Here is a 26,137-nt window from a genome sequence, read left to right as displayed (position 1 = left end):
TCTCCTTGGGAGATGCCTGTGTACAGCATTTTGCGTCCAATATTTTTGGCATGCCAGATGCCAGACTGTCAAGGCGACCGATTTTTCCGCGTTTCCACATCTTCGATGCGCTTGACAAAGTTTGCTTCTGGCATACCAAATGCCATAAACGACGACCAATCCCCAGGAGGAAGCCCCCAATGTCTGACGCCATCCCGAACGCCAAGGCCACGATCCGCGAAGTGCTCGATCGGGTGAAGGCCGACAAGCGCACCAGCCTCACCGCCCCCGAAGGCAAGGTGGTCTGCGACGCCTATGGCATTCCGGTGCCGAAGGAGGGATTGGCCAAATCCGCCGCCGAGGCGGCCAAGCTGGCCGGCGACATGGGTTTCCCGGTCGTCATGAAGATCGTATCGCCCGACATTCTGCATAAGACTGAAGCCGGCGGCGTCATCGTTGGCGTCAAGACCGCTGACGACGCGCAGAAGGCGTATGAGACCATTCTCGCGAATGCGAAGAAGTACAAGGCCGACGCCAAGATCGAAGGCATCCAGGTACAGCAGATGCTGACCGGCGGGACCGAGGTGATCGTCGGTTCGATCACCGACGGATCGTTCGGCAAGCTGGTGGCCTTCGGCCTCGGCGGTGTGCTGGTCGAGGTGCTGAAGGATGTGACATTCCGCCTCGCCCCCGCCACCAAGGAAGACGCCCTGTCGATGCTCGACGGCATCCAGGCGCATGAGATGCTGAAGGGCGTGCGCGGCGGCGACGCGGTCAGCCGCGAGGCGCTGTCCGACGTCATCGTCAAGGTGTCGCAGCTGGTCAGCGATTTCCCGGAGATCGTCGAGCTCGACCTCAACCCGGTGTTCGCGACCAAGAACGGCGCGATCGCAGCCGACGTCCGCATCGTCGTCGATTTCGACTACAAGCCGCGTCCGGCGCCGCGCTCGAACGAGGAAATCGTCACCGCGATGAAGCGGATCATGATGCCGAAGGCGATCGCCGTGATCGGCGCCTCCGCCGAGGACGGCAAGATCGGCAACTCGGTGATGAAGAACCTGATCAATGGCGGCTACAAGGGCGAGATCTATCCGATCCATCCCAAGGCCTCCGAGATCCTCGGCTACAAGGCCTATAAGAGCGTCAAGGACGTGGCCGGTGTGATCGACACGGCGGTGTTCGCGATTCCCGCCAAGTTCGTCGCCGGCGCGCTGATCGAATGCGGCGAGAAGCAGATCCCCGGCGCGGTGCTGATTCCCTCGGGCTTTGCCGAAGCCAACGAGCCCGAGCTGCAGGCCGAGATCGTCGAGATCGGCAAGAAGTACAACGTCCGCCTGATGGGCCCGAACATCTACGGCTTCTATTACACGCCGGCCAATCTCTGCGCGACCTTCTGCACCGCCTATGACGTCAAGGGTCATGCGGCGCTGTCGTCGCAGTCGGGCGGCATCGGCATGGCGATCATCGGCTTCTCGCGCTCGGCCAAGATGGGCGTCTCGGCGATCGTCGGCCTCGGCAACAAGTCCGACATCGACGAGGACGATCTGCTCGCCTTCTTCGAGCAGGACCCCAACACCAATTTGATCGCGCAGCACTGCGAGGACCTCAAGGACGGCCGTGCCTTCGCCGAAGCCGCCAAGCGCGTCTCCAAGAAGAAGCCGGTCATCGTGCTCAAGGCCGGCCGCACCTCGGCCGGCGCCAAGGCGGCCTCGTCGCACACCGGCGCGCTTGCCGGCAACGACAAGATCTACGAGGACGTGCTGAAGCAGTCGGGCGTCATCCGCGCCCGCTCGCTGCGCCAGCTGCTCGAATTCGCCCGCGGCGTGCCGGTGCTGCCGACGCCGAAGGGTGAGAACGTCGTCATCATCACCGGCGCCGGCGGATCGGGCGTGCTGCTCTCCGACGCCGTCGTCGACAACGGCATGTCGCTGATGGCGATGCCGGCGGATCTCGATGCCGCCTTCCGCAAGTTCATCCCGCCGTTCGGTGCCGCCGGCAACCCGGTCGACATCACCGGTGGCGAGCCGCCGATCACCTATGTGAACACGGTCAAGCTCGGCCTGTCGGACGACCGCATCCACGCGCTGATCCTCGGCTACTGGCACACGATCGTGACCCCGCCGATGGTGTTCGCGCGCAACATGGTCGAGGTGAAGAAGGAGATGGAGGCCAAGGGCTTCGTCAAGCCGATCGTCGCCTCGCTCGCCGGCGACGTCGAGGTCGAGGAAGCCGCCGAATATCTCTACCAGAACGGCATCCCGGCCTATGCCTACTCGACCGAGCTGCCGGTCGAGGTGCTCGGCGCCAAGTACAAGTGGGCGCGCGGCGCCGGCCTGCTCTGATCGATCTGACGCGAATGCCGCTCCGGCCCCTCGCCGGAGCGGCACTTTCTTTGTAGGCATACCCAAGCAAGATCCGTCCGTCCTGCAACGGCGCCGCCTTCGATGACGGTGCAAAGAGGCGCCACGTGATCCGTCGCAAGACGATTGAGCCCCGCGCAGATGCCGCGGCCGAGCCCCGCGACGGCGGCGTGCAATCCGTCGGACGCGCCCTGCAGATCCTTGAAATTCTCGCCGAGGACGATGAAGGCTATCGCCTCAGCGATCTCGCTGTGCGTGCGGGCTTGTCGACCTCCACCGTCCATCGATTGCTGACGACGCTGGAAAAGCGGCGCTTCGTGCAGTTCGACCGCATGGAGTCGAAATGGCACGTCGGCGCGCAGAGCTTCGCCGTCGGCGCGACCTTCACGCGCCGGCGCAATTTCGTGGCGCTGGCGATTCCCTATCTGCGAAGGCTGCGCGACCAGTCGCGCGAGACCGCCAATCTCGCCGTCGTCGATGACGAATCGCTGATGGTGCTGATGCGGCTGGACAGCCGCGAGATCATGCGCTCGCTGACCAAGGTCGGTGGCCGCTTGGCGATGGTCGCCTCCGGGATGGGCAAGGCGGTGCTCGCGACCTATTCCGATGACGACGTCAACGGCATCATCCACCGCCAGGGCATGCCGCGCCTGACCGAGAAGTCCATCATCCGCGCCAGCGACCTGTTCCGCGAGCTGGAGACCGTCAGGCGTCAGGGCTATGCCGTCGATGACGAGGAGGCGCGCATCGGCCTGCGCTGCATCGCCGCCGTCGTCCACGATTCCTGCCGCGAGCCGTTGGCGGCGATCTCGGTCTCGGGTCTGGCGAGCCGGCTGACCGATGAGCGGGTGGCTGTGATCGGAGCAATGGTGCGGGATGTCGCGGCCGAGCTCACGGCGGCGCTCGGCGGCGTGACGCCGCCGGCCGGAACGTTTCCGTAACAGGACGTTTCGGCAGGGTGCAACGTTTCGATGACAGTGCAACTGACTCCAACGCACGGGCGGAGGGGTGAGTGCACCATCACCGGAATGATTCCCTCGTTCGTCGCTTGGGGCGCCTTCTGTTCAAAATTCAGCTCAACCCTTTCCTCGCGTGCCGTTGAGCGATTTCGCGCCTCTGCTCGTTGCCGATATACAATCTCTATGATACTATGCTGAGAAATGTAATTTAAAATTGCTGTCACACTTACTAGGCTAAGCGGAGTCGGTGCGCCGATCGTCCCGCAAAGCTGGAGCGTCGGGCGATGACAAATGTTGTTCGCCCTGAAGCCGGCCAACGTTCTGAAGCCGCGGCCTGATTATGAAGGCCTTGCAAACGAAGGGAGCTTGATATGGCCACTCATGTGCGGACGAAATCGCGATCAGCCAACCACGACGACGACTTGACTGCGTGGCATCGGCAAAGGAGGGGCGGGAGCATTCCGATCATCGGTGCCTTGGTCCTCGGCCTGTTATTTGCTTCCGAATCGGCATTCGCCCAGGCCCCGGGCCCGGGGACTTGCACAGCCGTCAAGCGTGCGCACCCGAAGGGACCTCATTGCGTCCTCACGCAAGACCATTGCATCAAACCCAACAAGCCGCACATGAGGCTCACGGCAAACGGCTGCACCTGCGACTGCGCGCCGTAGCAGCAGTGAGCATTCCCGCGTTGTGAAGGAGCGTCCGTAAGGACGCTTCGGCGCCGCCTGAGTTGCTGTCGAGCTCCCTTGGTCGTCGGCTCGAGCGTTGGGCAATCCGATGTTGCGGTCCGTCTCCGACGACAATGGGCATTTCGAGGGGAGGGAGGAGGGGGCTATTCACCCGCTGCTCAAGCCGTGGTCAGGGCTGCCGATCTATTTGGGCTTGCCGGGACGCGTGCATCGCGCAACCATCGCGGTGCATCGCCCAACACGTCCAGCGAGTTCGTGCCATGACCAAACTCACCCGCTTCTCGGTCGCCCCTCTGCACACGATGACGCGGCGCCTCGCCGATGTCGCTTCGGGCCGCGTTGCGCCCGATCTCGTGATCACCGGCGCGCGCGTGCTGTCGACCTATTCGGAGCGCATCCTCCCGAACCGCGAGCTTTGGATCACCGGCGGCCGCGTCGCAGCGGTCAAGCCTGCCGGGGCGCACAAGGCGCTTCCCGGCGGGTTCGCGATCCATGACGCGGCCGGCGGCATCATCGCGCCGGGGCTGGTCGATCCGCACATCCACATCGAATCCTCGATGGTGACGGCCTGCGCCTATGCCGAGGCCGCGCTGCTCAACGGCACCACGACGATCTTCTGCGACAGCCACGAGATCGGCAACGTGATGGACGTCGCCGGCGTCGAGGCCATGCTGGAGGATGCGCGGCAGGCGCCGCTGTCGATCTTCCTCACCGTGCCCTCGACGGTGCCGGCGACATCGGCCGCTCTGGAGACCGCCGGCGGCGACCTCACGCCGGACAAGATCGCAGGCCTGTTCGACCGCTGGCCCGAGGCGGTCGCGCTCGGCGAGAAAATGGATTTCGTGCCGGTTGTCATGGGCGACGAGCGCAGCCATGCCATTCTCGCGGCGGCCCTGCAGCGGGGACGGCCGGTGTCAGGCCATGTCTATGGCCGCGAATTCGTCGCCGCCTATGCCGCGAGCGGCGTCACCGACACCCATGAGGCGATCGATCGCGACATCGCCGATGATCTGCTCGACGCCGGCGTCTGGATTTTTCTGCGCGGTGGTCCGCCCACGACCCCGTGGCACAGCCTGCCGCAGGCGATCCGTACCGTCACCGAGCTCGGCGCCTCGCACAAGCGCACGGCCGTGTGCACCGACGATCGCGATGCCGATGATCTCCTGCTGTTCGGCCTCGACTGGGTGGTGCGCGAGGCCGTGAAGGCCGGCATGTCGCCGGAGCAGGCGTGGTCGATGGGCTCGCTGCATGGCGCGACGCGCTTCGCGATGGACGGAGAGATCGGCGGCCTCGGCGGCGGGCGCCGCGCCGACCTTGTGCTGCTCGACGACGGCCTGAAGCCGCAATCGACCTGGTATGGCGGCGAGCTCGTCGTCGACAAGGGCAGGATCACGCCGCGTCTCGATCAGGCGCTGTCGCAGCGCTATCAGTATCCGAAGGCCGCCTATGCCACGGTGAAGCTGCCGGCGCAGATGAAACTGACGCCGGAGCTGCCGACCAAGGCGTGCACCGTGAATGCGATCAAGACGGCGCTGCCGGGCATCACGCTGATCCATGACAAGGTCGCGATCGAGCCGGCGAACGATTGGGAAACGCTGTTCGCGCGCCATGGGCTCTGTTTCGTCGCGGTGATCGAGCGCCACGGCAAGTCGGCTGGCAATGTGGCGCATGGGCTCTTGAAGGATTTCGGCCTGAAGCGCGGCGCCGTCGCGTCCAGCGTCGGCCATGACAGCCACAACATCATCGTCGCCGGCACCAACGAAGCGGACATGCAGGCGGCCGTCGCCGCGATCGGCGCGCACCAGGGCGGTGTCTGCGTCGTTGCCGATGGCAAGGTGAGGGCGATGGTGCCGCTGCCGATCGCAGGCCTGCTGTCGGACAAGCGCGTCACCGAGGTCGCCGATGAGGTCAAGCTTTTGAAGACCGAATGGGTGGAGGCGGGCTGCACCATTCCCTACATGGGCTTCAATCTGATTCCCCTATCGGTCATTCCGGAAATTCGTATCACCGACAAGGGCCTCGTGCTGGTGCCGCAGATGGAGCTCGCGCCGCTGTTCGAATAGCGTGATCGAGCCGTCATGCTGTTAGGACATGTCAGCTGACTTCTGTCCTAACTAACTGAGGCCGCCGCTGTTTTGCCGAGCGTGCCGCATCGTGGGAAAAATCGACGAGTGAATTGAGATCGTAGCTGCCAGCAGCGAAGCTCGCGCATCAACCAGAGGGAGGCGCGAGATGGCGAAGATGCGGGCGATCGATGCTGCGGTGCGTATCTTGGAGAAGGAAGGCGTCACCTGCGCCTTCGGCGTTCCCGGAGCTGCAATCAATCCGCTCTATTCCGCGCTGCAGCGGCGTGGATCGATCCGCCACATTCTCGCCCGCCACGTCGAGGGCGCCTCTCATATGGCCGAGGGCTACACCCGCGCCAAGGCCGGCAATATCGGCGTGTGCATTGGCACCTCGGGGCCGGCCGGCACCGACATGATCACCGGGCTCTATGCGGCGATTGCGGATTCGATCCCGATCCTCTGCATCACCGGGCAGGCGCCGCGCGCGCGACTCTACAAGGAGGATTTCCAGGCCGTCGACATCGAGCAGATCGCCAAGCCCGTGACCAAATGGGCGGTGACGGTGCGCGAGCCAGGGCTCGTGTCGCGCGTGTTCAGCCAGGCCTTCCACATCATGCGCTCGGGCCGGCCGGGGCCGGTGCTGATCGACCTGCCGCTCGACGTGCAGCTCGCCGAGATCGAGTTCGACGACGAGACCTATGCGCCGCTGCCGGTCTACAAGCCCGCCGCAACCCGCAAGCAGATCGAAAAGGCGCTCGAGATGCTCAACGCCGCCGAGCGCCCGTTGATCGTCGCCGGCGGCGGCGTCATCAATGCCGATGCCAGCGATCTGCTGGTCGCGTTCGCCGAGACCGTCAACGTGCCGGTCGTGCCGACCCTGATGGGGTGGGGCGCCATTCCCGACGATCACGCGCTGATGGCCGGCATGGTCGGCCTGCAGACCAGCCATCGCTACGGCAATGCCAATTTCCTGGAGTCCGATTTCGTCCTCGGCATCGGCAATCGCTGGGCCAACCGGCACACCGGATCGATCGAGACCTACACGAAAGGGCGCAGCTTCGTGCATGTCGACATCGAGCCGACCCAGATCGGCCGCGTGTTCAACCCCGACCTCGGCATCGTCTCGGATGCAAAGGCGGCGCTGGAGATGTTCCTCAGCGTCGCGCGCGAATGGCGCAAGGCGGGCAAATTGCGCGAGCGGCAGGCCTGGCCCGCGGCGTGCCAGGACCGCAAGCGCAGCATGCTCCGGCGCAGCGATTTCGACCAGGTGCCGATCAAGCCGCAGCGCGTCTATCACGAGATGAACAAGGCCTTCGGCCGCGACACCTGCTACATCAGCGTCATCGGCCTGTCGCAGATCGGCGGCGCCCAGTTCCTCAGCGTCCACCGTCCGCGCAACTGGATCAATGCGGGGCAGGCGGGCCCGCTGGGCTGGACCTTGCCGGCCGCGCTCGGTGTGCGCGCTGCCGATCCGAAGCGCGAGATCGTCGCGCTCTCGGGGGACTACGACTTCCAGTTCCTGATCGAGGAGCTCGCGGTCGGCGCCCAGTTCAACCTGCCTTACATCCATGTCGTCGTGAACAACGCCTATCTCGGCCTGATCCGCCAGGCGCAGCGCGGCTTCTCGATGGACTACCAGGTCCAGCTGTCGTTCGAGAACATCAATGCGCCGGAGGTCGGCGGCTATGGCGTCGATCACATAGCCGTCGCCGAAGGTCTCGGCTGCAAGGCCATCCGCGTGACCGATCCCGACAAGGCGCAGGCGGCGTTCGCGACCGCGCGCGAATGGATGGCGGAGTACCAGGTACCTGTCGTGGTCGAGTTCGTGCTCGAACGCGTCACCAACATTGCGATGGGGACCGAGATCGACAACGTCGTCGAATTCGAGGAGGTGCTCGACCTGCCGGTCGACGACACCCCGGCCGAGCCGCCGCGCACCTTGCAGCCGGCCTGATCGCAGCGACCGCTCTCATTCGAGGACCAATTCGAGGACCATGACATGCCGCGCTTTGCTGCGAATCTCACGATGCTCTTCAACGAGCTTCCTTTCGTCGACCGCTTTGCCGCCGCCAAGGCGGCTGGCTTCAGCGGCGTCGAGTATCTGTTCCCGTACGATTTCGACAAGGCGGAGCTGCGCGAGCAGCTGACGCGCCACGGGCTGACGCAGGTGTTGCACAATCTGCCCGCCGGCAATTGGGCCACGGGCGAGCGCGGCATCGCGATCCTGCCGGATCGCGTCGACGAATTCCGCGATGGCGTTCGTCGCGCCATCGAATACGCGCGGGCGCTCGACTGCCGTCAGCTCAACTGCCTCGTCGGCATCGCGCCCGATGATGCCGACCCGCGCGAGCTCAACGCGGTGCTGGTGCGCAACCTGCGCTTCGCTGCGACCGCACTGAAGGCGCAGGGCATCAAGCTCCTGATCGAGCCGATCAACACGCTCGACATTCCCGGCTTTGTCCTCAACCGCACCGCCCAGGCGCTGCAGCTGATCTCGGAGGTCGAGTCCGACAATCTGTTCGTCCAGTACGACATCTACCACATGCAGATCATGGAGGGCGATCTCGCGCGCACCATGCAGAAGCATCTCGCCCGCATCGCTCACATCCAGCTCGCCGACAATCCTGGCCGCCACGAGCCCGGCACCGGCGAGATCAACTATGCGTTCCTGTTCCGGCATCTGGATGCGATCGGCTATCGCGGCTGGATCGGCTGTGAGTACAAGCCGCGGACGACGACGGGAGAGGGCTTAGGGTGGCTGACGGACCGCGCGGTCGTTCCCGCGAGCTGAGCTTGATTCCTTGGTCCCTTCACCGGCCTTTTCCAGTTAATGTCTGCGAGCCGACGTCGCCAGCGTCGGCTGAAAAGTCCGCGTTGGGCCAAAAGCGGAACTACGTTTCCCGCAACCACACTTCACCAATCGAATGATCAGATCGCTTGCGCAGCACAACGTCGGCCCGGATCCGCGTGGGTTGAATGTTCTCTCGGAGATTGGCGCGATGATGCTCACGCCACAACCTGTCGGCAACCTCGCGCGCGTCTTTGGGTGGAAGGTCCCTGTAGTGGTGAAAGTATGAAGCGGGGTTTCGGAAGCTGTTCGCTGCAAGCCAAGAAAGCGTTCGACATACCACGATTGGATGTCAACCTCATCTGCGTCAAGATAGATCGAAAAGTCGAAGAAGTCAGAGACCACCACAGGCTCCGTGCCGCGCGCATGCAGCACGTTGAGGCCCTCGAAAATCAGGATGTCTGCTCGCTGGACGACCTGACGTTCCGAAGGCACGATATCGCCAATCAGATGCGAATATACGGGCAGTTCTAGCTCATGTTCGCCCGCCTTTGCAGCCGAGAGGAAGCGCAACATCCGCGGGAGGTTGTAACTCTCGGGAAAGCCCTTCCGTCGCATGAGCCCACGCTCCTCCAAAACGCCGTTGGAATGCAGGAAACCGTCAGTCGTGACCAGCTCGACGCGAGGCCGATCCGCCGAGCGGGCCAAAAGCGCACAAAGCACGCGGGCAAAGGTGCTCTTGCCGACCGCAACACTCCCTGCCAGCGCGATAATGTAAGGTGACCCCCGCGCCGGCCGGCCGAGGAACTCCGCCTTGACGTGCATGAGGTTGCGCGCTGCCGAGAAATGCAGATTCAACAGGCGTGTGAGCGGCAAGTAGAAGTCGGCGACTTCGGCAGATGTGATGGGCTCGTTCAAACCGCGGAGCAGCGAGAGGTCGGCGTCGGAGAGGGTCGGCGATGTGTTGGAGCGTAGTGCTGCCCAATCGCTTCGGGCGAAGGTCACATAGGCGGACAGGTCGTCGGCATGGGTCATTCTCGTCCCTTCACGGCGGCCCCGATGCATCCCATCATATCTCCGGGACAAATCTAGAAAATTGACATCTCTTATCGGCCATCCGAACCACGACCCTATTAAGTCACGCTGAGACACGTCAACCTATAGATGCGCATCGAAGGCGGTGTGGTGAAGTCGGCTCCGGGTCAGGAGCCGCCTTTCAGTGCTCCGGCCACTTACTCGAGAGCGGACATCTTCGCTGCCTGTCCCACAGTTCGCGATGGGCCATAACCGGAAGTCGTCTTACATCTCGCGCTGACGAGCACCTAGGTGTAGACCGGACATGGTCGGCGGCGAAACCTCAGTGAGATCTGCCCGATCGAGATGGATTTTCCATGTATCAGAACCTCCGGCGATACCCTACGCGTGAGGCTGTTGACGCCTTGTGCCGACGGTTTGGTTTCCCGAACGATCCTTCTATGCAAGATTGGCAGTGGGAAGTGGCAGATGCGGCGCGGATAGACGAATTCCTTTCTGCATACGAGAGTGGGGACCTGAGCGACGACGAGCGCTTCACGCTGATGGAGACCATCCTTCAGTCGTTCGAGGACCTTCAGTTGTTCGAGGACCGCCCCGATCCTGACTCACGATGGCAACGCGTCCTCGAGATCCTCGACCAGAACATTGATCTCCATGCTCATTCTGTCTGGTATTGGTCTGTGCTCGATGCTGAGGACCCTGACGACCCAGAGCAGCAGTTTTGGGCTACGCCCTTCGTTCGTACTATTCTAGCCAAGCATCGGTCGCGGCTGGAGCAGCCGCCAAGTTGATCTGTGGCGAATATCATGTGCGGCCGGCGTGTCGACGGTGGCTTCGTTCGCCTACTGAGGGCCAACATCAGACAAGAAAGAGATGTCGTTTACTCCACCTGAGAGGTGTACCAGAGTCTCGTTAATTGATGTTGGTTCCCAACCCCTGGGTACTTCCAATCGAGAAAGCAGGATGAGCAAGGACAAGCAAAAAAAATATATGCGTGCAATGGAGTTTTTGCGCACCGTCAACGCCGAGCGTCGGGCTCCTCACAGTGGGGTGCTGGTGCTCAATCGCAAAAAGCTACCTCCGGTCATCCGCTATTGCGTGGAGCGCGGGCTGGCAAGGCTTCGGCGTAAACGGCTCGGCAAGAATGCAACCTTCACGGTCTTAGACACGGGCTTGCACGATCACGGCTAAGCCCTCTTTGCCTGCGACTTGCGATGAAGTCAAACGCTCGCGCGTGCAGTCCTGAAGAGAGTGAAAGTGTCGGCGGCAGACTGAGTGCGGAGGTCCGCTTCGGGTCAAATGCAGCCATTGAGGGCCTTGGTCGCCTGCTTCTGCTTCAGACCTGAAAGCGGGCTGTGCTCCCACCTGTTTGGACGGTTTGGGATGGCTAGCCGCCGACATCTTTAGTGCGTCTTTTCATCTTCGAGTCTGATCACGATGTGCTGCGCCAAGCCGGAGTTCGAGGAGCCGCTGAGAAAATCTCCGGCCGCATGTCGGGTTGACGAACGGAGGGCCGTCCTGGGAGCGGACAACGGAGGAGGTTGCGAACGATGATCACGGTGTTCGGAGAGGGCAGAGGCTTCCGTGTCGTATGGCTGCTGGAAGAGATGGAACTCCCATACCGGCTTCGGGACGTGGACCTCCTGGCCGGGGTCGAGAACGACGCCGAGTTCCTGGCGATCAATCCCGCCGGATTCATTCCGGCGATCCGCGATGGCGATGTCACGATGGTCGAGTCCGTTGCGATCATGGAGTACATCCTGGGGCGGTATGGGCCGACAGCGCTGGCGCCCGCGGCACATGATGTTGCTTCTCCTGCCTATCAGCAGTTTCTCCACCTCGGTGAGGCCGGCCTCGCAGCCTCGCTTTATTTCGTTTCGGGAGCCCGGCACCTTGCGCCTGAAAGCGAGCGCAACAACTGGAGCGCGCGTCAGGCGATGAACGTGTTCACGACCCGGTTGAGCCTGGTGACGCGGCAACTGGCGCACGCGCCCTACATGGCTGGCGACGCGTTCACCGCAGCGGACATTTCCGTGGGCTACGCGCTCGAAATGGCGCGGAAGAACGTCGGTGTCGTGTTCGATGATCGTGTGCAAGCCTACATGACGCGGCTGCGCGCCCGTGCCGGCTACCAGCGGGCCCTGGAGACGTGCCAGGCCACGCGGCGCTGGTGGACCAGCTAAGTGGCGGGACGAGAGAGGCGGGTAGCTCGCCGACAGAGTCTTCAACCGACGAAACGATCATTTGCATTCGACGCCGCGCCGCGACATATGACGGCCGCTGAAGACGCCATCCGAGGTCACCGATGTCATCTGTTGCGACCGTGTTTGCACAATCCTTCTTTCACGGCACGCGAGCCGATTTGCGGCCGGGCGACATGATCGCGGTCGGATATGCCTCCAATTTCACCGAGGCGGAGCCGCTGTCGTGGGTCTACTTCACGGCGACGCTGGATGCCGCGATCTGGGGCGCCGAGTTGGCTACCGGTGACGGACGGGGACGGATCTACGTCGTCGAGCCCACAGGTCCGTTCGTTGACGACCCGAACCTGACGGACAAGAAGTTCCCGGGAAATCCGACGCGGTCTCATCGATCCCGCGCGCCGCTGCGCGTCATTGCCGAGGTCGTTCATTGGCAGGGGCACGCGCCGGATGTGGTGAGGCAGATGAAGGAGGGCGTTGCGCGCGCAATGACCGAAGGGCCAGGCATCATCGACTGAACGGCGCGGCGGCATCGCAATGGCGTCGATCTGTCGCGCCCGATGGCTGTTTGCGGACGCGGCTACGCGCTCGCCACGCCGGCTTCCTCCGTCCAGAACATGGAGAAAGTCTGGTGGCAAGGTCCGTTCGAACTGGTGTCGACGCACGAAATCTCCTCCTCATGAGCCGAGCCTATCGCCGAGAGGCGAGGGTTGGACCTGTCGTCCATGATTGATCGGGGGCGCCGCTCTGCAGCGTCGCTCGCCTTTCGGCGACGGCATGGTTGAAGAGTTCGAGGACCAAGCCGAATGCCGCCAAGTCCTCTGGTTCTATGGCTCCATCGTCATAGCCCTTGAGTGTCTCGGCGATGATCCCGTCGACCTCTCGTTGCCAGGTCAGCAGATCGTGTTCTGAGCCGGCATTGCGCACCTCCGAAACCACCGCAAGAATGCGGTTGCGGCCGCTGGTGTCGTCCTCCAGTTCATCCCGGTTCAGATAGCGGCGCAGCCATTCGGCGGCCGAACCGATGCCGGAAAGTACGAGCAAGGCGAACCAGAAATAGTCGCTGTACTTGTCCAGAAAGGTTCGCTCCGTGCCGTTGATCACCGCCGCGGCGCCTCGATGTACGGAAGGCTCGGTCTCCTTCTCGGTATCGGGCTTCATGATGTGCGAAGCGCCGGCGAGGCCTTGCGTGATCGTGTCGCGGACCGCGAAAAGCTGCCGGTAGAAGGCCGCCGCCTTGGCTTCGGAAAGCTCCTTCTTGGCCAGGATCAGGTGATTGACGCTGATCGTGTCGACCTTGTCCTCCGGCCAGGCCGGTTTCGCGTTGAAGACGCTGGCTGGAATTTCCTCGGCCTCGTAGCGCGGATGCTTCAGGGCAATGGCCTCCGATGCTTCGATCGGAAGAAACGTCGGAGCTCCGCGGGCTCGGGAGGTCGCGGTGATGGCGTCCACCGTGATCTTGCTGTCGAGCGGACCGACGGCGAGATACGCATCGAGGGTGGGGTCTTGCGCAAGCTTCTCGATCTCGTCTGTCCCGAATTGAGCCGTGGCAACCTTATCGGGTTGCACGCCGGACCCCTCCAGAATGGTCTGGAGCACAGCGACGTTTGCTCCGGTCCTCCCGATGATGCCGACCTTGTGACCTGCCAGATGGGCGATATCTCCGATCTTGCCGCCGGCCTTCTGCTTGGGCTCGCTGCCGCGTCGCCCGGAGGGCGACCACAGCACGACATAGTTCTTGCGCAGGACCGCCAGCGTTTGCGCGTCGGGCGGCATGCCGAGGTCACCGCGGCCGACCGCCAGATCGGTTCTGTCGGCGGCCAGCAGGGCCAGGGATTCAGCCGCTCCGCCGGTCGTGATCGGGGAGAGCCGGACGGTCCTGCTTTCCTCACCGAAGGCGTCGGCCATCGCCTGGACCACCTTGTGGTCGTCGCTCGCCGCCGGTCCGACGGCGATCCGGAGAGTCTCGGGTTGCAAGACGTAGAACAGGCCGGCCGCAGCGGCGCCAAAGGCGACAAATCCCAAGGCCAACACGATCAGCAGCCTTCGTTGACGGCGGCCGTGAGCACTCCTGACCACATCGGACGATGACATCAGCGGACCCCTTGAGAAAACGCGTGTCGGCTCCAAGCGCACTGGAACTTGGGCGAACCGGTGTCAACCCGGAATGTTCCGTCGGCTGGATCGGGTACAGGGAACTTGGGGTCGACCTCTTCGATGTGCAAATGTCCGGTGCGCCATGGACCAGCAAGCTGTGGATGAAGCCCCCGCAACGGTGCTCTCAGAGAACAGACGTTTCTTGCGTCCAGTCGGAAGGTCCGCCGCCTCGGGCCGCAAGCAGACATGACCATCGCGCGTCTTTCGAAGCGATCATTTCATGGCTTATCAATCTGCGGTCAATATGATTGGAGCTTGATAGAGGAGTTGGAATGAAGCCCAGCCGATCATCTCAGCCGTGCCTTATGATTCTACGCATCTTGGTCATGGGTCTCGGGCTTCTCCACCCGCACCGGGCGACGGCCGCTGACGAGCTGCAATATTTCCACGACTGCGTGAAGCACGAACTGCCCGCGACTTTGCGCCGCTTCGTCATCGCAAATGGTCCAGACAGACTGAACCGCGCGGAGGACGGTGCAAGAACTGACATTGTTAATGACCTGTTTTAGGCCTGTCGGCAGAGCGCATTGGATAGCGCGCACCGCGCAGATGAGCGGTCCTACGTTGACGAGGCCGTAGGATCATTCTTCAAGGAGATCCCCTGGATCGTCGAACTGCAGCACCGGACGGAGCAGCTCTTGAAGACGGATCCAGATAAGGCGTTCGAAGAGCAAGCTGTGCGCGCCTATTCCTTCTGTCTCGAGGGCACTGCTCGGCGGTTGGCTCAAACGTCCGAAGATCCTATCGACACGATTGAGCAAGGGGCACTCGTAGGATGCAGCAGAAACAGACAAGTTGTCTTCGATACATATTCAAGTCATGGAAAGTCCTTTGCTCCAGTGGAGATGAAGGCTTTGGAGAAGGAGTTTCATGATAAAGTGTCTGCCATCGTGACAAAAATCAGGAACGATGTGCGTAAGACAAAGCAGCAGTAGCTGTGTCTGCTGTCGTCATTGATTTCAACGTCTTTGGAAACGTCAGAGTTGAGCTCGTGTCGCGGCCTTCTTTCGTGCTCGTCGGGCAAATCACTGATGGGACTTGGCATGCGCCGTCCCATTTCGCGGTCGGATCGCCGAAGGTGTGTCCTTGAATCGATTCGAAAATCGCTAACTTGCTCAATCAGATGTCATCGATCGCCGTTGAGGAAGTGAGAATAGATGTTTCTTTTTTACAGAAATCATGCATGATGCACCCATCCTGTCTCGCCGAGAGGGGCGTTGCGCGCGATCGTCACGACACGTGAGGCAGGGATGCGGTGGCCGTGAGGTGTCGCAGCATGCGCTTACGCGCATGTGGACGAACGACGCAGCACGGACGCGAAGTCGTGTGGTCCTGGCCTCCCGGTGCCGAGGTCAAGCGCGCGACGAGGGCTCATGCCCTCGCGCGGGCGACGGGGTCAATCAGCCGGTCCCCGAGGAGAGCTCGAAGGAAGCGTTAAGACCGCCGCGCAGGGAATGCCGGTTGATCGGCTGAACCTGTGGTTCCTGCCGCCTGCATTCTTTTCGCAGGCGGGCCATGGGTGAGGCCTTCACCCGGCATTCCCTGCGCCCTCTCGATTCATCGAAGGGCGGTCGATCGCAGGACTCGGGCGTGATCCGCCGCGAGAGTGCGAACGTGCGCGTGGTTGTTTGAAACGTGGATAGCGACTGAGCAATCTCTCCATCATCTCCGACGATGGTGAAGAGTTCGAGGTTTGGTTCCGGTGGCATGATGAAGTTTCGGCCATTTGGAACCGGAACTGCAGGCGATCCCTTGGTGTTGATCGGCATCTCGAAAGCACTGGAGGAGAGACAATGATGAGAACCCGTCTTGCCGTTTCGCTGATCGCCACCTCGCTGCTGGCGTCGACCGCTGCGTTCGCACAGTCCACGACCGTCGAAGGTGCTGCCAATGGCGCTGCGGCCGGCGGCGCCGTTGCCGGTCCGGTCGGCGCCATGGTGGGTGGCACGGTCGGCGCCGCCGTCGGTGCGGGCCTGGAAATTCCGAACGCGGTGATCAACTCGATCGAGGCCGAGCGCGCGCCGTCGGTGGTCGTCCATGAGCGCGTCGTGGTCGGCGAGCCGCTGCCCGCCACCGTCGAGCTGCGTCCGGTGCCGCGCTACACCGAGTATCGCTACGCCGTCGTGAACGATCGCCGCGTGATCGTCGATCCGCGCACGCGCCGCGTCATCAAGATCATCGAGTGATCTGACGTTCTGACGGACAGGGGCCTCGTCGCATCAGCGACGGGGCCTCTCGTCATGCGGTCTGCGTGCGGATCTGTCGGATGAGCCAGTCGATGGCCGCGGACAGGCCGAATCCGAGGCAGGCGGCCGCGGCGTCGACGATGAAGTCTTCCAGCCGCGCGTGGCGTCCCGGCGCCAGGAACTGCGAGAGTTCGAGTGCACCGATCAGGATCACCGCAATCCCGGTGGTCAGCAGCCGATGACTGCGATAGGCGAGGCCGAAGGCAAGGCCGATCAGGATGAAGGCGAGGGCGTGTTCGCCGTCCTGTCCCAGGTGCGAATGTGGCCTATAGTTGGGCGGGCCCAGCGTTGCGAAGGCAACGGCTGCGGCGAGCAGCCAGGCCGAGAGGCGAATGACGATCATCATGGACGCTGCTTAGCACGTTCCGGGCCACGAACCGGGGTCACGGTCGCTTGAGGCACCGGTTTAGTTAACGTGGCTCGGAAGCCGGAACATGGCCTTCTCATCGTACCGCGAACAGCTTTCGTCCGGCGCCTCAGATCGGCTGCCGGACTCCCAGACCCTGCATGAAGCGCTCGCGGATCTGTGCCGGATCGCGCCTGGTGGCGCCCACACCGGGCTTGTCGTCGATCTTCGCCGCAATCAGCACCGGGCCGGGCGACTCGAGCGCAAGAGCGATCAAGCGTTCGAAATCTTCCTCGTCTGCGGCCCAATGGCTGGCGCCGATGCCGCAGCCGGCGGCAATGGCGACAATGTCGGCCTGCCGGGCCGAGGTCGGCTGGCTGCCGGTGATCTGGTAGATGCCGTTGTCCATGACGATGATGGCCAAATTTTTCGGCGCCAGCGTCGCAATCGTGGTGAGGCAGCCGAGCTGCATCAGCAGCGAGCCGTCGCCCTCGAGCGCGAACACCCGGCGCTGCGGCTGCGCCAGGGCGACGCCGAGCGCGATCGGGCAGGCAAGCCCCATGCTGCCGAGCATGTAGAAATTCTGCGGCCGCTGGTCGGCGGCCCACAGGTCGAAATTGGTGTTGCCGATGCCGCCGATGACGGCTTCCTCGTGCTTGAGCTTCGCGACCAGACGGCAGGTGAGGTCGTAGCGGTTCATGATCTTGGTGTTGCTGTGAGGGGCGCTCATGCGAACACCTTTCCGCCGGTGAGCAAAGGCGACAGGATGAGCGCCACCGGCGCCTGGGTCGCCACCGCCTGCTTGATCGAGCGGTCGACGACGAATTCGAGCTCGTCGAGCCGCGTCATGGTGTGGTGCTCCATGGCCAGCGCATCGAGCACCGGCCGCATGGTTCGGCACACCAGCGACTGGCCGACATTGAACTCGCCCAGCGTGCCGCGCTCGGACACGATCATGATCAGCGGGATCTGGCAGGGCACGATCAGCGAGGCCAGCACGTTGGCGAGCGTGGCGAAGCCCGAGGTCTGCATCAACAGCGCGCCGCGCCGGCCGCCCATCCAGGCGCCGGCGAGAATGCCGACCGCTTCCTCCTCGCGCGCAGTCGCAAAGGCCGTGAAGAACGGATCGTCGTGCAGGTTCTGGATCAGCGGCGTCAGCACCCGGTCGGGAACGTAGGGGATGAGGTCGACGGCGTTGTGCTTCAACGTCTGCAGCACGATCTCGTGCCAATTCGGCACAGCGGTTGCTGATCGCGCCGCATCGGCATCGGCGGCCATTGCTGTTCCTCCGGTCGTTCCTGATGGGGCCCGGCGCACGGGGCTTGGCGCTGAGCTTGACGGCACCGGAACGATTGTCAACATGCCGGCCCGGCCGGTCAGGCATCCGCCTTTCAAGTCCGAAATCAAGAACCAAGAAACCAGGAGGTCGGCTGTTCATGGTCGCGAATTCCAAGCGCGTCTTCTACGTCAAATACCTGGCCCACCCGATCTTCAGTGAGCTGCTCGCCGCGCGCCCCGACGTCCGGCTCGACCGGCTGGAGAACGAGAGCTCCGAGGCCGAGACGGCGCCGATCCTCGCGGCGGCTCACGCCTACCAGATCGGGGCGGCCCGCGACGAGCTCGCGCCGCGCTTCCACGTCGATGCAGACCTGCTGCGCCGCGCCCCAAACCTCCTCGTCGTGTCCAGCAACGGGGCCGGATACGACCCGGTCGACGTCGACGCCTGCACCGAGGCCGGCGTCCTCGTCGTGAACCAGTCCGGCGGCAACGCCCATTCGGTGGCGGAGCACACGCTCGGCATGATGCTGACCCTGTCGAAGCGCATCATCCAGTCCGACCGCCGGCTGCGCCGGGAGCGTGACGTCAACCGCAACGATTTGATCGGCAACGAGGTGCAGGGGCGGACGATCGGCATCGTCGGGCTTGGCAATGTCGGCCGCCGGGTGGCCGAGCTGTGCCGCGGCATCCTCGGCATGACGGTGCTGGCCTATGACCCATATCTGTCGTCCGATGAGATCGCCGCACGCGGCGCGGAGAAGGTGGAACTCCATGACCTGATGCGGAGCTCAGATTTCGTCTCGATCAACTGCCCGCTGACGAAGGAAAGCCGCGGCATGATCGGTGCCCACGAGTTCGCGCTGATGCAGCCTAGCGCCTATTTCGTCACCACCGCCCGCGGCTTCATCCATGACGAGGAGGCGCTGTTCGCCGCGCTCAGCGAAAAGCGCATCGCCGGCGCCGGGCTCGACGTCTGGGCCAAGGAGCCGCCGCCGCCGGACCATCCGCTGCTGCAGCTCGACAACGTGCTGGCGAGCCCGCACACCGCCGGCGTGACGCGGGAGGCGCGGCAGAACATGGGCCGGATCGCGGCCGAGCAACTGCTCGTCGCGCTCGACGGCGGCCGGCCGCCGCGCCTGATCAATCCCGAGGCCTGGCCGCGCTACAGCGCTCGTTTCCGCGAGGCGTTCGGAGTGACGCCCTCGTAGCCAGGAGAGAAGAGATTGCGGGGAGAAGATTTCATGCGTCGCAAGCTGCGATGCAGCAATAAATCTTCTCTCCAGGGCGGCTTCGGCGAAGCGGACATTGCTATTTTCGGAGCCGTCTCGACAGCCCAGTGGTGGCTGATCATTTTTCCAGGGGCGCCATGAGCTTAGGCCACGTTTTTCGCTCGGCGCGGAAGGGAAATTGGTCCGATGCGCCGGTTGAACGCCATCCTGAAGTCGACCCACGGCCGCGTCCGTCGCGCCGTCTCGGAGTTCGTCGCGATCGCCGCCGCGAGCCTGCCTTCGGTGGGCGCCTGAGCGCCGGTTCCACCGCTGCGTCAAATATTTGCATCGGCCGCTTGATATCGGTGAACAGCGGGAGGAGAAGCGCGGTAACATCACCTTCGAGCACTGCGTGAGAGGCAGGAGGTTGCATGTCGCGCTATGTCATCCATTTCATGAAGGACGTGCTGGGCGAGAATGGCCGCCAGTGCGAGATTTGCCAGAGCACGTTGGAGGTTGAGGCCGACAGCGAAGGCGAAGCCGCGGAAATCGCAAAGTCCAGGTTCTGCGAACAGCAGGAGGTGCGCGACTGGTCGCTGCATGCCGACCGCATTGAGGTGAAGGCGGCCGACTTTCCGTCCTGACCTGCGGCTCAGCGGCCCAGCCCAGCCGGTGCGTCGCTGGCCCCGGGGCCAAGCGAGCGCTGCACCATCACGGTGTCGCACCAGCGGCCGTAACGGTAGGCTACTCCCGGCAGCAGCCCCACCCTGACGAACCCGAAGCGCTCATGAATGCCGAGCGAGGCGACGTTATCGGCGTCGATATAGCCGTCGCGTGACGGCCTGACGAGGACCGGCGGCTCGGTGTCGCGAGCCGTGATCGCGCTGTCCATCGTTCGAATTACTCTGCGCAGACATAGGTATGGAGCCGGATCCGGCCAGCTTCGTCGAGCTCCTTGTACAGCCCCTGGATCTCGACGTCGAAGCCGGGATAGGTGTTGAATGCCCGCTCGAACATCTTGAGGTAATCGATCATCGGCTGGGCGCGGTCGGATAGCCGCTCGCCCGGAACGATGGTGGCGATGCCTGGCGGATAGACCACGAACGGCGTCGTCGCAATGCGCCCGGCGATCCGATCGATCGGCAGGTAGTCGACCTCGTTGCGCATCAGCGCACGCGCCGCCTCGCGTGGTGACATCGCGATCTCCGGCATGTGCTGCGGCTGGAACTGCTTTGCCTGCAGCGCGCTCACCTCGGCTTCGCGGTAGAAGCGGTGCATCTCGGCGCAGAGGTCGCGCAGCCGCAGCTTGCCGTAACGCGCAAAGCGCTTGCGGGTGAACTCCGGAATGGCGTCCTCCAGCAGCACGTTGTCATCGTGGAGCCGCTTGAAGGCGACCAGGCCACTGATCAGGGTTCCCGCCTTGCTCGCCTCGACCCCCGGCGTCAGCAGGAACAGCAGCGAGTTGAGATCGTTCTTCTCCGCCACGATGCGGTTCTCGCGCAGATATTGCGCGACGATCGGAGCCGGGATGCCGTGATCGGCATAGCCGCCGGTGGCGCGATCGAAGCCCGGGGTCAGCAGGGTCAGCTTGTTCGGATCGGTCATCGCGAAGCCGGGGGTGAGATCCGGAAAGCCGTGCCATGCCGCGCCCGGCGCGAGCTGCCACAGCGCGGTATCGGTTGCGAGCTGGTCGGTCGAGATCGCCTCCCAGGCCACGTCATGGCTAGCCCCGGGATTGGCCGCATCGGGGATCGACACCCGGTCCGGCACGAACGGCTCGAAGAACCAGCGCCGCGCCGGATCCTTCTCCTTCTCCTCGAATTCCCGGCGCATCGCCCTGATCTTCTTGCGCAATTCGATTCCGAGCCGGATCGTGTCGTCCCACAGCACCTCGCCGGAGCGGCCCTTCATCATCTGCGCGCCGACGTCCAGCGACGCGAACAGCGGATAGAACGGCGATGTCGAGGCGTGCTGCATGAAGCTTTCGTTGAAGCGGCGATGCTCGACCCGCCGCCGCTGGCCCTTGATGTGGCGGTCCTTGACGTGGATCTGCGAGGCCTGGGAGAAGCTCGCGAGCTGCTTGTGGGTCGATTGCGTGGCGATGATGCCGGGGGCGTCGGGTCCGAGGTCGCCGAGGCCCATGGCGAAGCGGCCGGTGTAGAGCGGGTGGAATTTCATGAAGCCCGCCCAGGCCTCGTCGAACATGATGTAGTCGCAGAGATGCCCGATCCGCTTCAGGATCATCTCGGCGCTGTGGATCGTGCCGTCATAGGTGCACTCCTCGACCACCGCGACGCGGAACGGCCGCTCCTTGCGCCAGGCGTCGGGGTCCTTGACCAGCGGGTTGTCGCGGATCTGCTGTCGCAGATGCTCTTCGTCCAGCAGATCCCAGCGCATCGGGCCGATCAGGCCCCAGGGGTTGCGAACCGTTGGGACGTAGATCGGGACGCCGCCCGAAATCAGCAGCGCGCCGTGATGAGCGGCCTTGTGGTTGTTGCGATCGAACAGCACGAGGTCGCCGTCGGTGACCAGGGCCCCGAGCACGACCTTGTTGGAGGTCGAGGTACCGTTGAGGACGAAATAGGTCTTCTCGGCGCCGAAGATCTGCGCGGCTTCCTTCTGCGCGCGCAGCGCCGGCCCCTCATGGGTCAGGAGATCGCCGAGATCGAGCACGGAATTGTCGAGATCGTCGCGGAACACGGCCTCGCCGAGATGCTCGACGAAGACCCGGCCGATCGGGCTGCGGCTATAGAACACGCCGCCATTGTGCCCGGGGCAGGTCCAGAGCTGGTTGCCTTCCTCGGCGTAGTCGACCAGCGCGCCGAAGAATGGCGTCTTCAGTGTCTCGGCATATTGCTTCAGCCGGCTGACCAGGTTCTTGGCGATGAAGGCTGGAGTCTCTTCCGACAGGAACACGTAGCCGTCGATGAAATCGAGCACCTCGACCGGCAGATCCTCGAACCGCTTGCGGCGGATCAGGAGGATGATCGGGAAGTCCAGTCCGCGACGGCGCATCAGGTTGATCAGCGACGCCGTCTTGCCTTCCAGGCCCTTCTTGCCCCAATCGACGACCATGCAGCCGATCGCGGCATCCGTCTGCACGGCGATCTCGGCGTCCTCCAGCTTGCGGGCGCGCACCACCTCGAAGCCCGAGCGCTGGATCTCTTCGATGATCTGGTTGAAGCGGACGCCGGCGAGATCGTCGGTATCGAAGACCGGCGCGGCGAACAGGAAGGTGAAGCGGCGGAAGTATTCCATGAGAGTCTTTCGGGCTGGGTGGGCAGCCACCTGTCGTCACGTTCGATGACGGTTCGATGACAATAGGGCGCCTCACGGAGCTTGTCTCGGCCGCCTCGCAGTGGCAATCGTCCCGAACCCGAGTGACGCTGAAAGGATCCGTGGTGCTTCCCGAATGGATCAGCCTTGATTGTGTGGCCCCGTCCGAGCTCCATCGGCAGGCCGCGCTGGAACGCCAGGCCCAGTTGACCAAGCCGTTTGGCGCCCTTGGGCGATTGGAGCAGGTGGCGGTCGATTTGGCCGCGCTGCAGGCGTCGGAACGTCCAGGGGCCGACCGGGTGCCGGTGGTGCTGTTCGCGGGGGACCACGGCATCGCGGCACGGGGCGTGTCGGCGTATCCGCCTGAAGTGACGGTGCAGATGCTCCACAACTTCGCCGGCGGCGGTGCGGCGATTTCGGTGCTGTCGCGCAGCCTCGGCTGTCCGCTGGAGGTGGTCGACGTCGGCACGCTGGCGAGCGAGCCGGTGCCCGGCGTGATCGTCGACAAGCCGCGGCGCGGCACGCGCGACTTCAGCACCGAGGCGGCGCTGACGCTGGAGGAGGTTGCGTTCGCGGCCGAAGCCGGACGGCGCGCGGTGGTGCGGCAGGCCGATCACGCGCCGCAACTCGTGATCTTCGGCGAGATGGGGATCGGCAACACGACATCGGCGGCAGCGATTGCCGCCGCGCTGCTGTTATGCGCGCCCGCGGACATCGTCGGCAGCGGCACTGGGCTCGACGCCGACGGACGGGCCAGGAAGGCTGCGGTGATTGCCGATGCGTTGGGGCGACACGGGCTCACGACGGGAGCGGCCGTCGCGGACGTCCTGGCCGCCGTCGGCGGTTTCGAGATCATTGCGATGGCCGGCGCGATCGTCGCCGCCGCGCAGCGGCGCTGGCCGGTGCTGGTCGACGGCTTCATCGTCTCTGTCGCGGCGCTGGTCGCCGTCCGCCTCAATCCCTCCTGCCGTCCGTGGCTGCTGTTCTCGCATCGCTCGGCCGAGCGCGGCCACGCCATCGTGCTCGACGCGCTCGGTGCCCGTCCGCTGATCGACCTCGATCTGCGGCTTGGCGAGGCCTCGGGCGCCGCCACTGCGCTGCCGATCATCCGGCTGGCCTGTGCGCTCCACGGGGGCATGGCCACCTTTGCGGAGGCCGCCGTCTCGGGAGCCAAGTCCTGATGCGGATCGATCTGCTGCGGCACGGGACGACAGGACGGGACGGCTATCTCGACGGCCGCACCGACCCACCGCTCAGCGAACCCGGCTGGGATCAATTCCGGCGGCAGACGCAAAGCCGGATCTGGCACAGCGTCGTCAGCTCGCCGTTGGCGCGCGCACGTGCGGCAGCGGAGGATTATGCCCGGCTGACCGGCTGCGCGCTGGACATCGACGTGGATTGGAGCGAGGTCGATTTCGGCCTGTGGGACGGGCGGACGCATCGCGACATCGCTGCCGAGCCCGGAGGCGAAGCCTTGCTCGACACCTTCCATGCCGATGCTGAGGTCCGGGCGCCGGACGGTGAGAGCTGGACCGATTTGCAGGCGCGAGTGGCGCGCGCAACACGTCGTATCCTTGTCCGGCCCGAGCCTGTGCCGGTTCTCGTGGTGACCCATGGCGGCGCCATGCGCGCAGCGCTCTCGCAGCTACTCGGATGGCCGCTGCGCCAGCTGTGGAGCCTGCGCATCCGGCCCGGCACGCGGATCACGCTCGAAGCGGGGCAGGGCAATGATGGTGTACCTTGGGGCGAAATCGTCGAGATCATCCAGCCATGATGCTTCGTGAATTCTGGATCGCATTGCAATTCCTGACACGGCTGCCGACACCGCACGTCGCGGAGTCACGACCGGACGACCTGGCGCGGGCATCGGGCTGGTTTCCGGCAGCCGGGCTGACGGTCGGAGCCTGTCTGGCGGTGGTCGCCCGGCTGCTCCACGGCGCTGATCCGTGGATCGTTGCGCTGGCCGTGCTGGTCGCCTGGATCTGGATCACCGGCGCGCTGCATCTCGACGGGCTCGGCGACGTCGCCGATGCGTTCGGCGCCTCGCATGGCAAGCCGGAACGCTTCATCGCCGTGCTGGGCGATCCCCATGCCGGCAGCTTTGCCGTCGTCGCGATCAGCTTGCAGATCGCCGCCAAGCTGGTGCTGATCGCCGAGCTGGCGACGGGCCCGACGGCCTGGGCGCTGGTGCTGATCCCGGCCTGGGCACGCTGGGGGACTTTGATCTGCAATAAGACCCTGCTGTCGTTGAAGCCGGGGCTGGGGGCGAGCATCTCGAACAGCGTCGGCTGGAACGTCATCGTCGCCTGGGGCGGCGCACTCGCGATCGGCGCGCTGGCCGGCGCGGTGCCGACGCTGATCGCGATTGGTCTCGTTCCGGCGGTCGCGTTCTACTGGCAATGGCGGCTCGGCGGCATCACCGGCGATTGCCATGGCGCCAGCATCGAGGTCACGGAAACGCTGCTGCTTGCCGCCTGCGTGCTCGGTTAGAAGGCATCGCCGAGCGCCGGCGCCAGCCGGTGCCACTCGGACGCATTGCCCGGCAGGCCGAAGCGCAGCCAGCTCGGCTGAGCCGGAAAGCGTCGGACGTGGATGCCGTGCCGGGCGAGCCGCTCGGCGATGTCAGGCGCGTTCGGCGATGTGATCAGCCTGAACAGCGGCGTGCCGCCGATGACCGCGCAGCCGGCCTTGCTCAGAAGATCGTCGATGCGCTGACAGTCGTTCGCCAGCCGCGCACGTGTCTGCTCCAGCCACGCAGCGTCGGCCAAGGCCGTCGTTCCGATCGCGAGCGCAGGTCCGGATACGGCCCAAGGCCCGAGCTCGTCGCGGAGTCGGCGGACGACGTCTGCGGAGCCGATCGCGAAACCGAGGCGGACGCCGGCAAGGCCGTAGGCCTTGCCGAACGAGCGCAGCACGATCGTCGCCGGCGGCAGGTCGGCTGCGAGGCTGGCATCGGCGGCATGGAGATCTACGAATGCTTCGTCGACGATCAGCAGGCCGTCGCGCCGGCGCAAGGTCGCGGCCAATCCGACCAGCACATCGCGGGGCAGCAGGCGGCCGGTGGGATTGTTGGGATTCACGACGATGGCAACATCAGCATCGGCGAGCGCATCGACATCATCGACCAGACCGACGCGATGCCCACAGCGGCGCCAGCACAGCGCATGCTCCTCGTAGGTCGGGGCGAGCACGGCAACCCTCGAGCGTGGGCGCAGCTGCGGCAGGATCTGCAACAGCGCCTGCGTGCCGGGCGCGGCAACGATCATTTCGGGCCCCGCCACGCCATAGCGCGCAGCAGCCGCTGCACACAGCGCGTCGTCTTCGGCTTGGGCCGGCAAGCGCGCCCAACTTGCGGGCGGGATGGTCGGCACCGGGTAGGCTACGGGATTGATGCCGGTCGACAGATCGATCCACGGCTGTGGCGCATCCGGATAGCGACGGCTGATCGCAGCGAGATCGCCGCCGTGAAGGATCGCTTCCGGCTGGTCCGCGCGCATGCTAGTCGCTCTGTCGTCCATCTCTTTCCTTTACATGTCTTTCCTTCAGCGG

Annotated in this window: 24 protein-coding genes and 2 pseudogenes; 17 read left to right on the top strand and 9 right to left on the bottom strand. The window is 64.3% G+C overall.

Annotated elements, in window-relative coordinates:
• The first annotated feature begins 179 nt into the window (after positions 1-179).
• The 5 genes from QW881_RS21010 to hyi all read left to right on the top strand — a co-directional run bounded on the left by QW881_RS21010 (position 180) and on the right by hyi (position 8,844).
• The gene (locus QW881_RS21010) at positions 180-2,321 is read left to right on the top strand and encodes an acetate--CoA ligase family protein (protein WP_315739805.1); all 2,142 of its coding nucleotides are present in this window, start codon (positions 180-182) and stop codon (positions 2,319-2,321) included.
• A 125-nt stretch (positions 2,322-2,446) separates the two neighbouring features.
• Positions 2,447-3,280, top strand: a complete 834-nt coding sequence (locus QW881_RS21005) for an IclR family transcriptional regulator (protein WP_315756442.1) — start codon at positions 2,447-2,449, stop codon at positions 3,278-3,280.
• Positions 3,281-4,247: 967 nt separating this feature from the next.
• On the top strand, positions 4,248-6,050 hold the full coding sequence (locus QW881_RS21000) for an adenine deaminase C-terminal domain-containing protein (RefSeq protein WP_315756441.1): 1,803 nt from the start codon (positions 4,248-4,250) through the stop codon (positions 6,048-6,050).
• Between the two features lie 169 nt (positions 6,051-6,219).
• Positions 6,220-8,007, top strand: a complete 1,788-nt coding sequence (gcl, locus tag QW881_RS20995; protein WP_315756440.1) for a glyoxylate carboligase — start codon at positions 6,220-6,222, stop codon at positions 8,005-8,007.
• 45 nt (positions 8,008-8,052) lie between these two features.
• The gene (gene hyi / locus QW881_RS20990; RefSeq protein WP_315756439.1) at positions 8,053-8,844 is read left to right on the top strand and encodes a hydroxypyruvate isomerase; all 792 of its coding nucleotides are present in this window, start codon (positions 8,053-8,055) and stop codon (positions 8,842-8,844) included.
• Between the two features lie 100 nt (positions 8,845-8,944).
• Here hyi and coaA read toward each other — a convergent pair.
• A pseudogene (gene coaA / locus QW881_RS20985) lies at positions 8,945-9,876 on the bottom strand (type I pantothenate kinase).
• Between the two features lie 356 nt (positions 9,877-10,232).
• On the opposite strand from coaA, the gene QW881_RS20980 reads away from it, so the two are divergent.
• The 4 genes from QW881_RS20980 (at position 10,233) to arr (ending at position 12,595) form a co-directional block, all read left to right on the top strand.
• The gene (locus tag QW881_RS20980) at positions 10,233-10,667 is read left to right on the top strand and encodes a hypothetical protein (protein WP_315756438.1); all 435 of its coding nucleotides are present in this window, start codon (positions 10,233-10,235) and stop codon (positions 10,665-10,667) included.
• A 172-nt stretch (positions 10,668-10,839) separates the two neighbouring features.
• A complete protein-coding gene (locus QW881_RS20975) occupies positions 10,840-11,067 on the top strand; it encodes a hypothetical protein (protein ID WP_315756437.1) in 228 nt (75 codons plus the stop codon).
• 359 nt (positions 11,068-11,426) lie between these two features.
• Positions 11,427-12,059, top strand: a complete 633-nt coding sequence (locus QW881_RS20970; RefSeq protein ID WP_315756436.1) for a glutathione S-transferase family protein — start codon at positions 11,427-11,429, stop codon at positions 12,057-12,059.
• 122 nt (positions 12,060-12,181) lie between these two features.
• On the top strand, positions 12,182-12,595 hold the full coding sequence (arr, locus tag QW881_RS20965) for an NAD(+)--rifampin ADP-ribosyltransferase (RefSeq protein ID WP_315756435.1): 414 nt from the start codon (positions 12,182-12,184) through the stop codon (positions 12,593-12,595).
• A 172-nt stretch (positions 12,596-12,767) separates the two neighbouring features.
• Here arr and QW881_RS20960 read toward each other — a convergent pair whose 3' ends face one another.
• Positions 12,768-14,171 carry a TAXI family TRAP transporter solute-binding subunit gene (locus QW881_RS20960; RefSeq protein ID WP_315756434.1) on the bottom strand — a complete coding sequence of 468 codons (1,404 nt, stop codon included), beginning with the start codon at positions 14,169-14,171 and terminating at the stop codon, positions 12,768-12,770.
• 590 nt (positions 14,172-14,761) lie between these two features.
• Between QW881_RS20960 and QW881_RS20955 the strand changes: the two genes are divergently transcribed.
• Positions 14,762-15,169 (top strand): hypothetical protein, encoded by a 408-nt coding sequence (locus QW881_RS20955; RefSeq protein ID WP_315756433.1) that lies wholly within the window; start codon positions 14,762-14,764, stop codon positions 15,167-15,169.
• Between the two features lie 465 nt (positions 15,170-15,634).
• Here QW881_RS20955 and QW881_RS20950 read toward each other — a convergent pair whose 3' ends face one another.
• Complete coding sequence (locus QW881_RS20950) at positions 15,635-16,003, bottom strand: hypothetical protein (RefSeq protein ID WP_315756432.1); 369 nt, start codon at positions 16,001-16,003, stop codon at positions 15,635-15,637.
• A gap of 27 nt (positions 16,004-16,030) precedes the next feature.
• Between QW881_RS20950 and QW881_RS20945 the strand changes: the two genes are divergently transcribed.
• On the top strand, positions 16,031-16,420 hold the full coding sequence (locus tag QW881_RS20945; RefSeq protein WP_315718467.1) for a DUF1236 domain-containing protein: 390 nt from the start codon (positions 16,031-16,033) through the stop codon (positions 16,418-16,420).
• A 52-nt stretch (positions 16,421-16,472) separates the two neighbouring features.
• Here QW881_RS20945 and QW881_RS20940 read toward each other — a convergent pair whose 3' ends face one another.
• The 3 genes from QW881_RS20940 to QW881_RS20930 form a co-directional block, all read right to left on the bottom strand.
• A complete protein-coding gene (locus QW881_RS20940) occupies positions 16,473-16,826 on the bottom strand; it encodes a VanZ family protein (protein ID WP_315739787.1) in 354 nt (117 codons plus the stop codon).
• A 130-nt stretch (positions 16,827-16,956) separates the two neighbouring features.
• On the bottom strand, positions 16,957-17,556 hold the full coding sequence (locus QW881_RS20935; protein WP_315756431.1) for a thiamine pyrophosphate-dependent enzyme: 600 nt from the start codon (positions 17,554-17,556) through the stop codon (positions 16,957-16,959).
• Positions 17,553-18,104, bottom strand: a complete 552-nt coding sequence (locus QW881_RS20930) for a thiamine pyrophosphate-binding protein (RefSeq protein ID WP_315756430.1) — start codon at positions 18,102-18,104, stop codon at positions 17,553-17,555. Before QW881_RS20930 ends, QW881_RS20935 begins: the two co-directional genes overlap by 4 nt.
• Positions 18,105-18,262: 158 nt before the next feature.
• Between QW881_RS20930 and QW881_RS20925 the strand changes: the two genes are divergently transcribed.
• The 3 genes from QW881_RS20925 to QW881_RS20915 all read left to right on the top strand — a co-directional run bounded on the left by QW881_RS20925 (position 18,263) and on the right by QW881_RS20915 (position 19,956).
• Positions 18,263-19,312 carry a hydroxyacid dehydrogenase gene (locus QW881_RS20925; RefSeq protein ID WP_315756429.1) on the top strand — a complete coding sequence of 350 codons (1,050 nt, stop codon included), beginning with the start codon at positions 18,263-18,265 and terminating at the stop codon, positions 19,310-19,312.
• A 33-nt stretch (positions 19,313-19,345) separates the two neighbouring features.
• Complete coding sequence (locus QW881_RS20920) at positions 19,346-19,474, top strand: hypothetical protein (RefSeq protein WP_315756428.1); 129 nt, start codon at positions 19,346-19,348, stop codon at positions 19,472-19,474.
• A 269-nt stretch (positions 19,475-19,743) separates the two neighbouring features.
• Entirely contained in the window at positions 19,744-19,956 is a 213-nt protein-coding gene (locus tag QW881_RS20915; protein ID WP_315756427.1) for a hypothetical protein, read from the top strand.
• An 8-nt stretch (positions 19,957-19,964) separates the two neighbouring features.
• On the opposite strand, the pseudogene QW881_RS20910 reads toward QW881_RS20915, so the two are convergent.
• Positions 19,965-20,141, bottom strand: a pseudogene (locus tag QW881_RS20910) (N-acetyltransferase family protein); the annotation flags it as partial.
• A 71-nt stretch (positions 20,142-20,212) separates the two neighbouring features.
• Positions 20,213-22,570, bottom strand: a complete 2,358-nt coding sequence (locus QW881_RS20905; RefSeq protein WP_315756426.1) for an Orn/Lys/Arg decarboxylase N-terminal domain-containing protein — start codon at positions 22,568-22,570, stop codon at positions 20,213-20,215.
• A gap of 143 nt (positions 22,571-22,713) precedes the next feature.
• Here QW881_RS20905 and cobT point away from each other — a divergent pair, with 143 nt between their 5' ends.
• From cobT to QW881_RS20890, 3 genes are read left to right on the top strand one after another with little or no spacing between them, the layout of a single operon-like run.
• A complete protein-coding gene (cobT, locus tag QW881_RS20900; RefSeq protein WP_315756574.1) occupies positions 22,714-23,769 on the top strand; it encodes a nicotinate-nucleotide--dimethylbenzimidazole phosphoribosyltransferase in 1,056 nt (351 codons plus the stop codon).
• A complete protein-coding gene (locus tag QW881_RS20895; RefSeq protein WP_315756425.1) occupies positions 23,769-24,362 on the top strand; it encodes a histidine phosphatase family protein in 594 nt (197 codons plus the stop codon). The genes cobT and QW881_RS20895 overlap by 1 nt, the downstream gene beginning before the upstream one ends.
• Positions 24,359-25,078: an adenosylcobinamide-GDP ribazoletransferase gene (locus tag QW881_RS20890; protein ID WP_315756424.1), complete on the top strand. Its 720-nt coding sequence runs from the start codon at positions 24,359-24,361 to the stop codon at positions 25,076-25,078. The genes QW881_RS20895 and QW881_RS20890 overlap by 4 nt, the downstream gene beginning before the upstream one ends.
• Here the strand turns inward: QW881_RS20890 and cobD are convergent.
• Positions 25,075-26,106, bottom strand: coding sequence for a threonine-phosphate decarboxylase CobD (cobD, locus tag QW881_RS20885; protein ID WP_315756423.1), 1,032 nt, complete (start codon positions 26,104-26,106; stop codon positions 25,075-25,077). The two genes, QW881_RS20890 and cobD, sit on opposite strands and share 4 nt — an antisense overlap.
• Positions 26,107-26,137 lie beyond the last annotated feature (31 nt).

The organism is Bradyrhizobium sp. SZCCHNS3016 (assembly GCF_032484535.1).
GTDB lineage: Bacteria > Pseudomonadota > Alphaproteobacteria > Rhizobiales > Xanthobacteraceae > Bradyrhizobium.
Note: the sequence above shows the minus strand (reverse complement) of the source record. Positions and strands in the feature narration are given on the sequence as shown.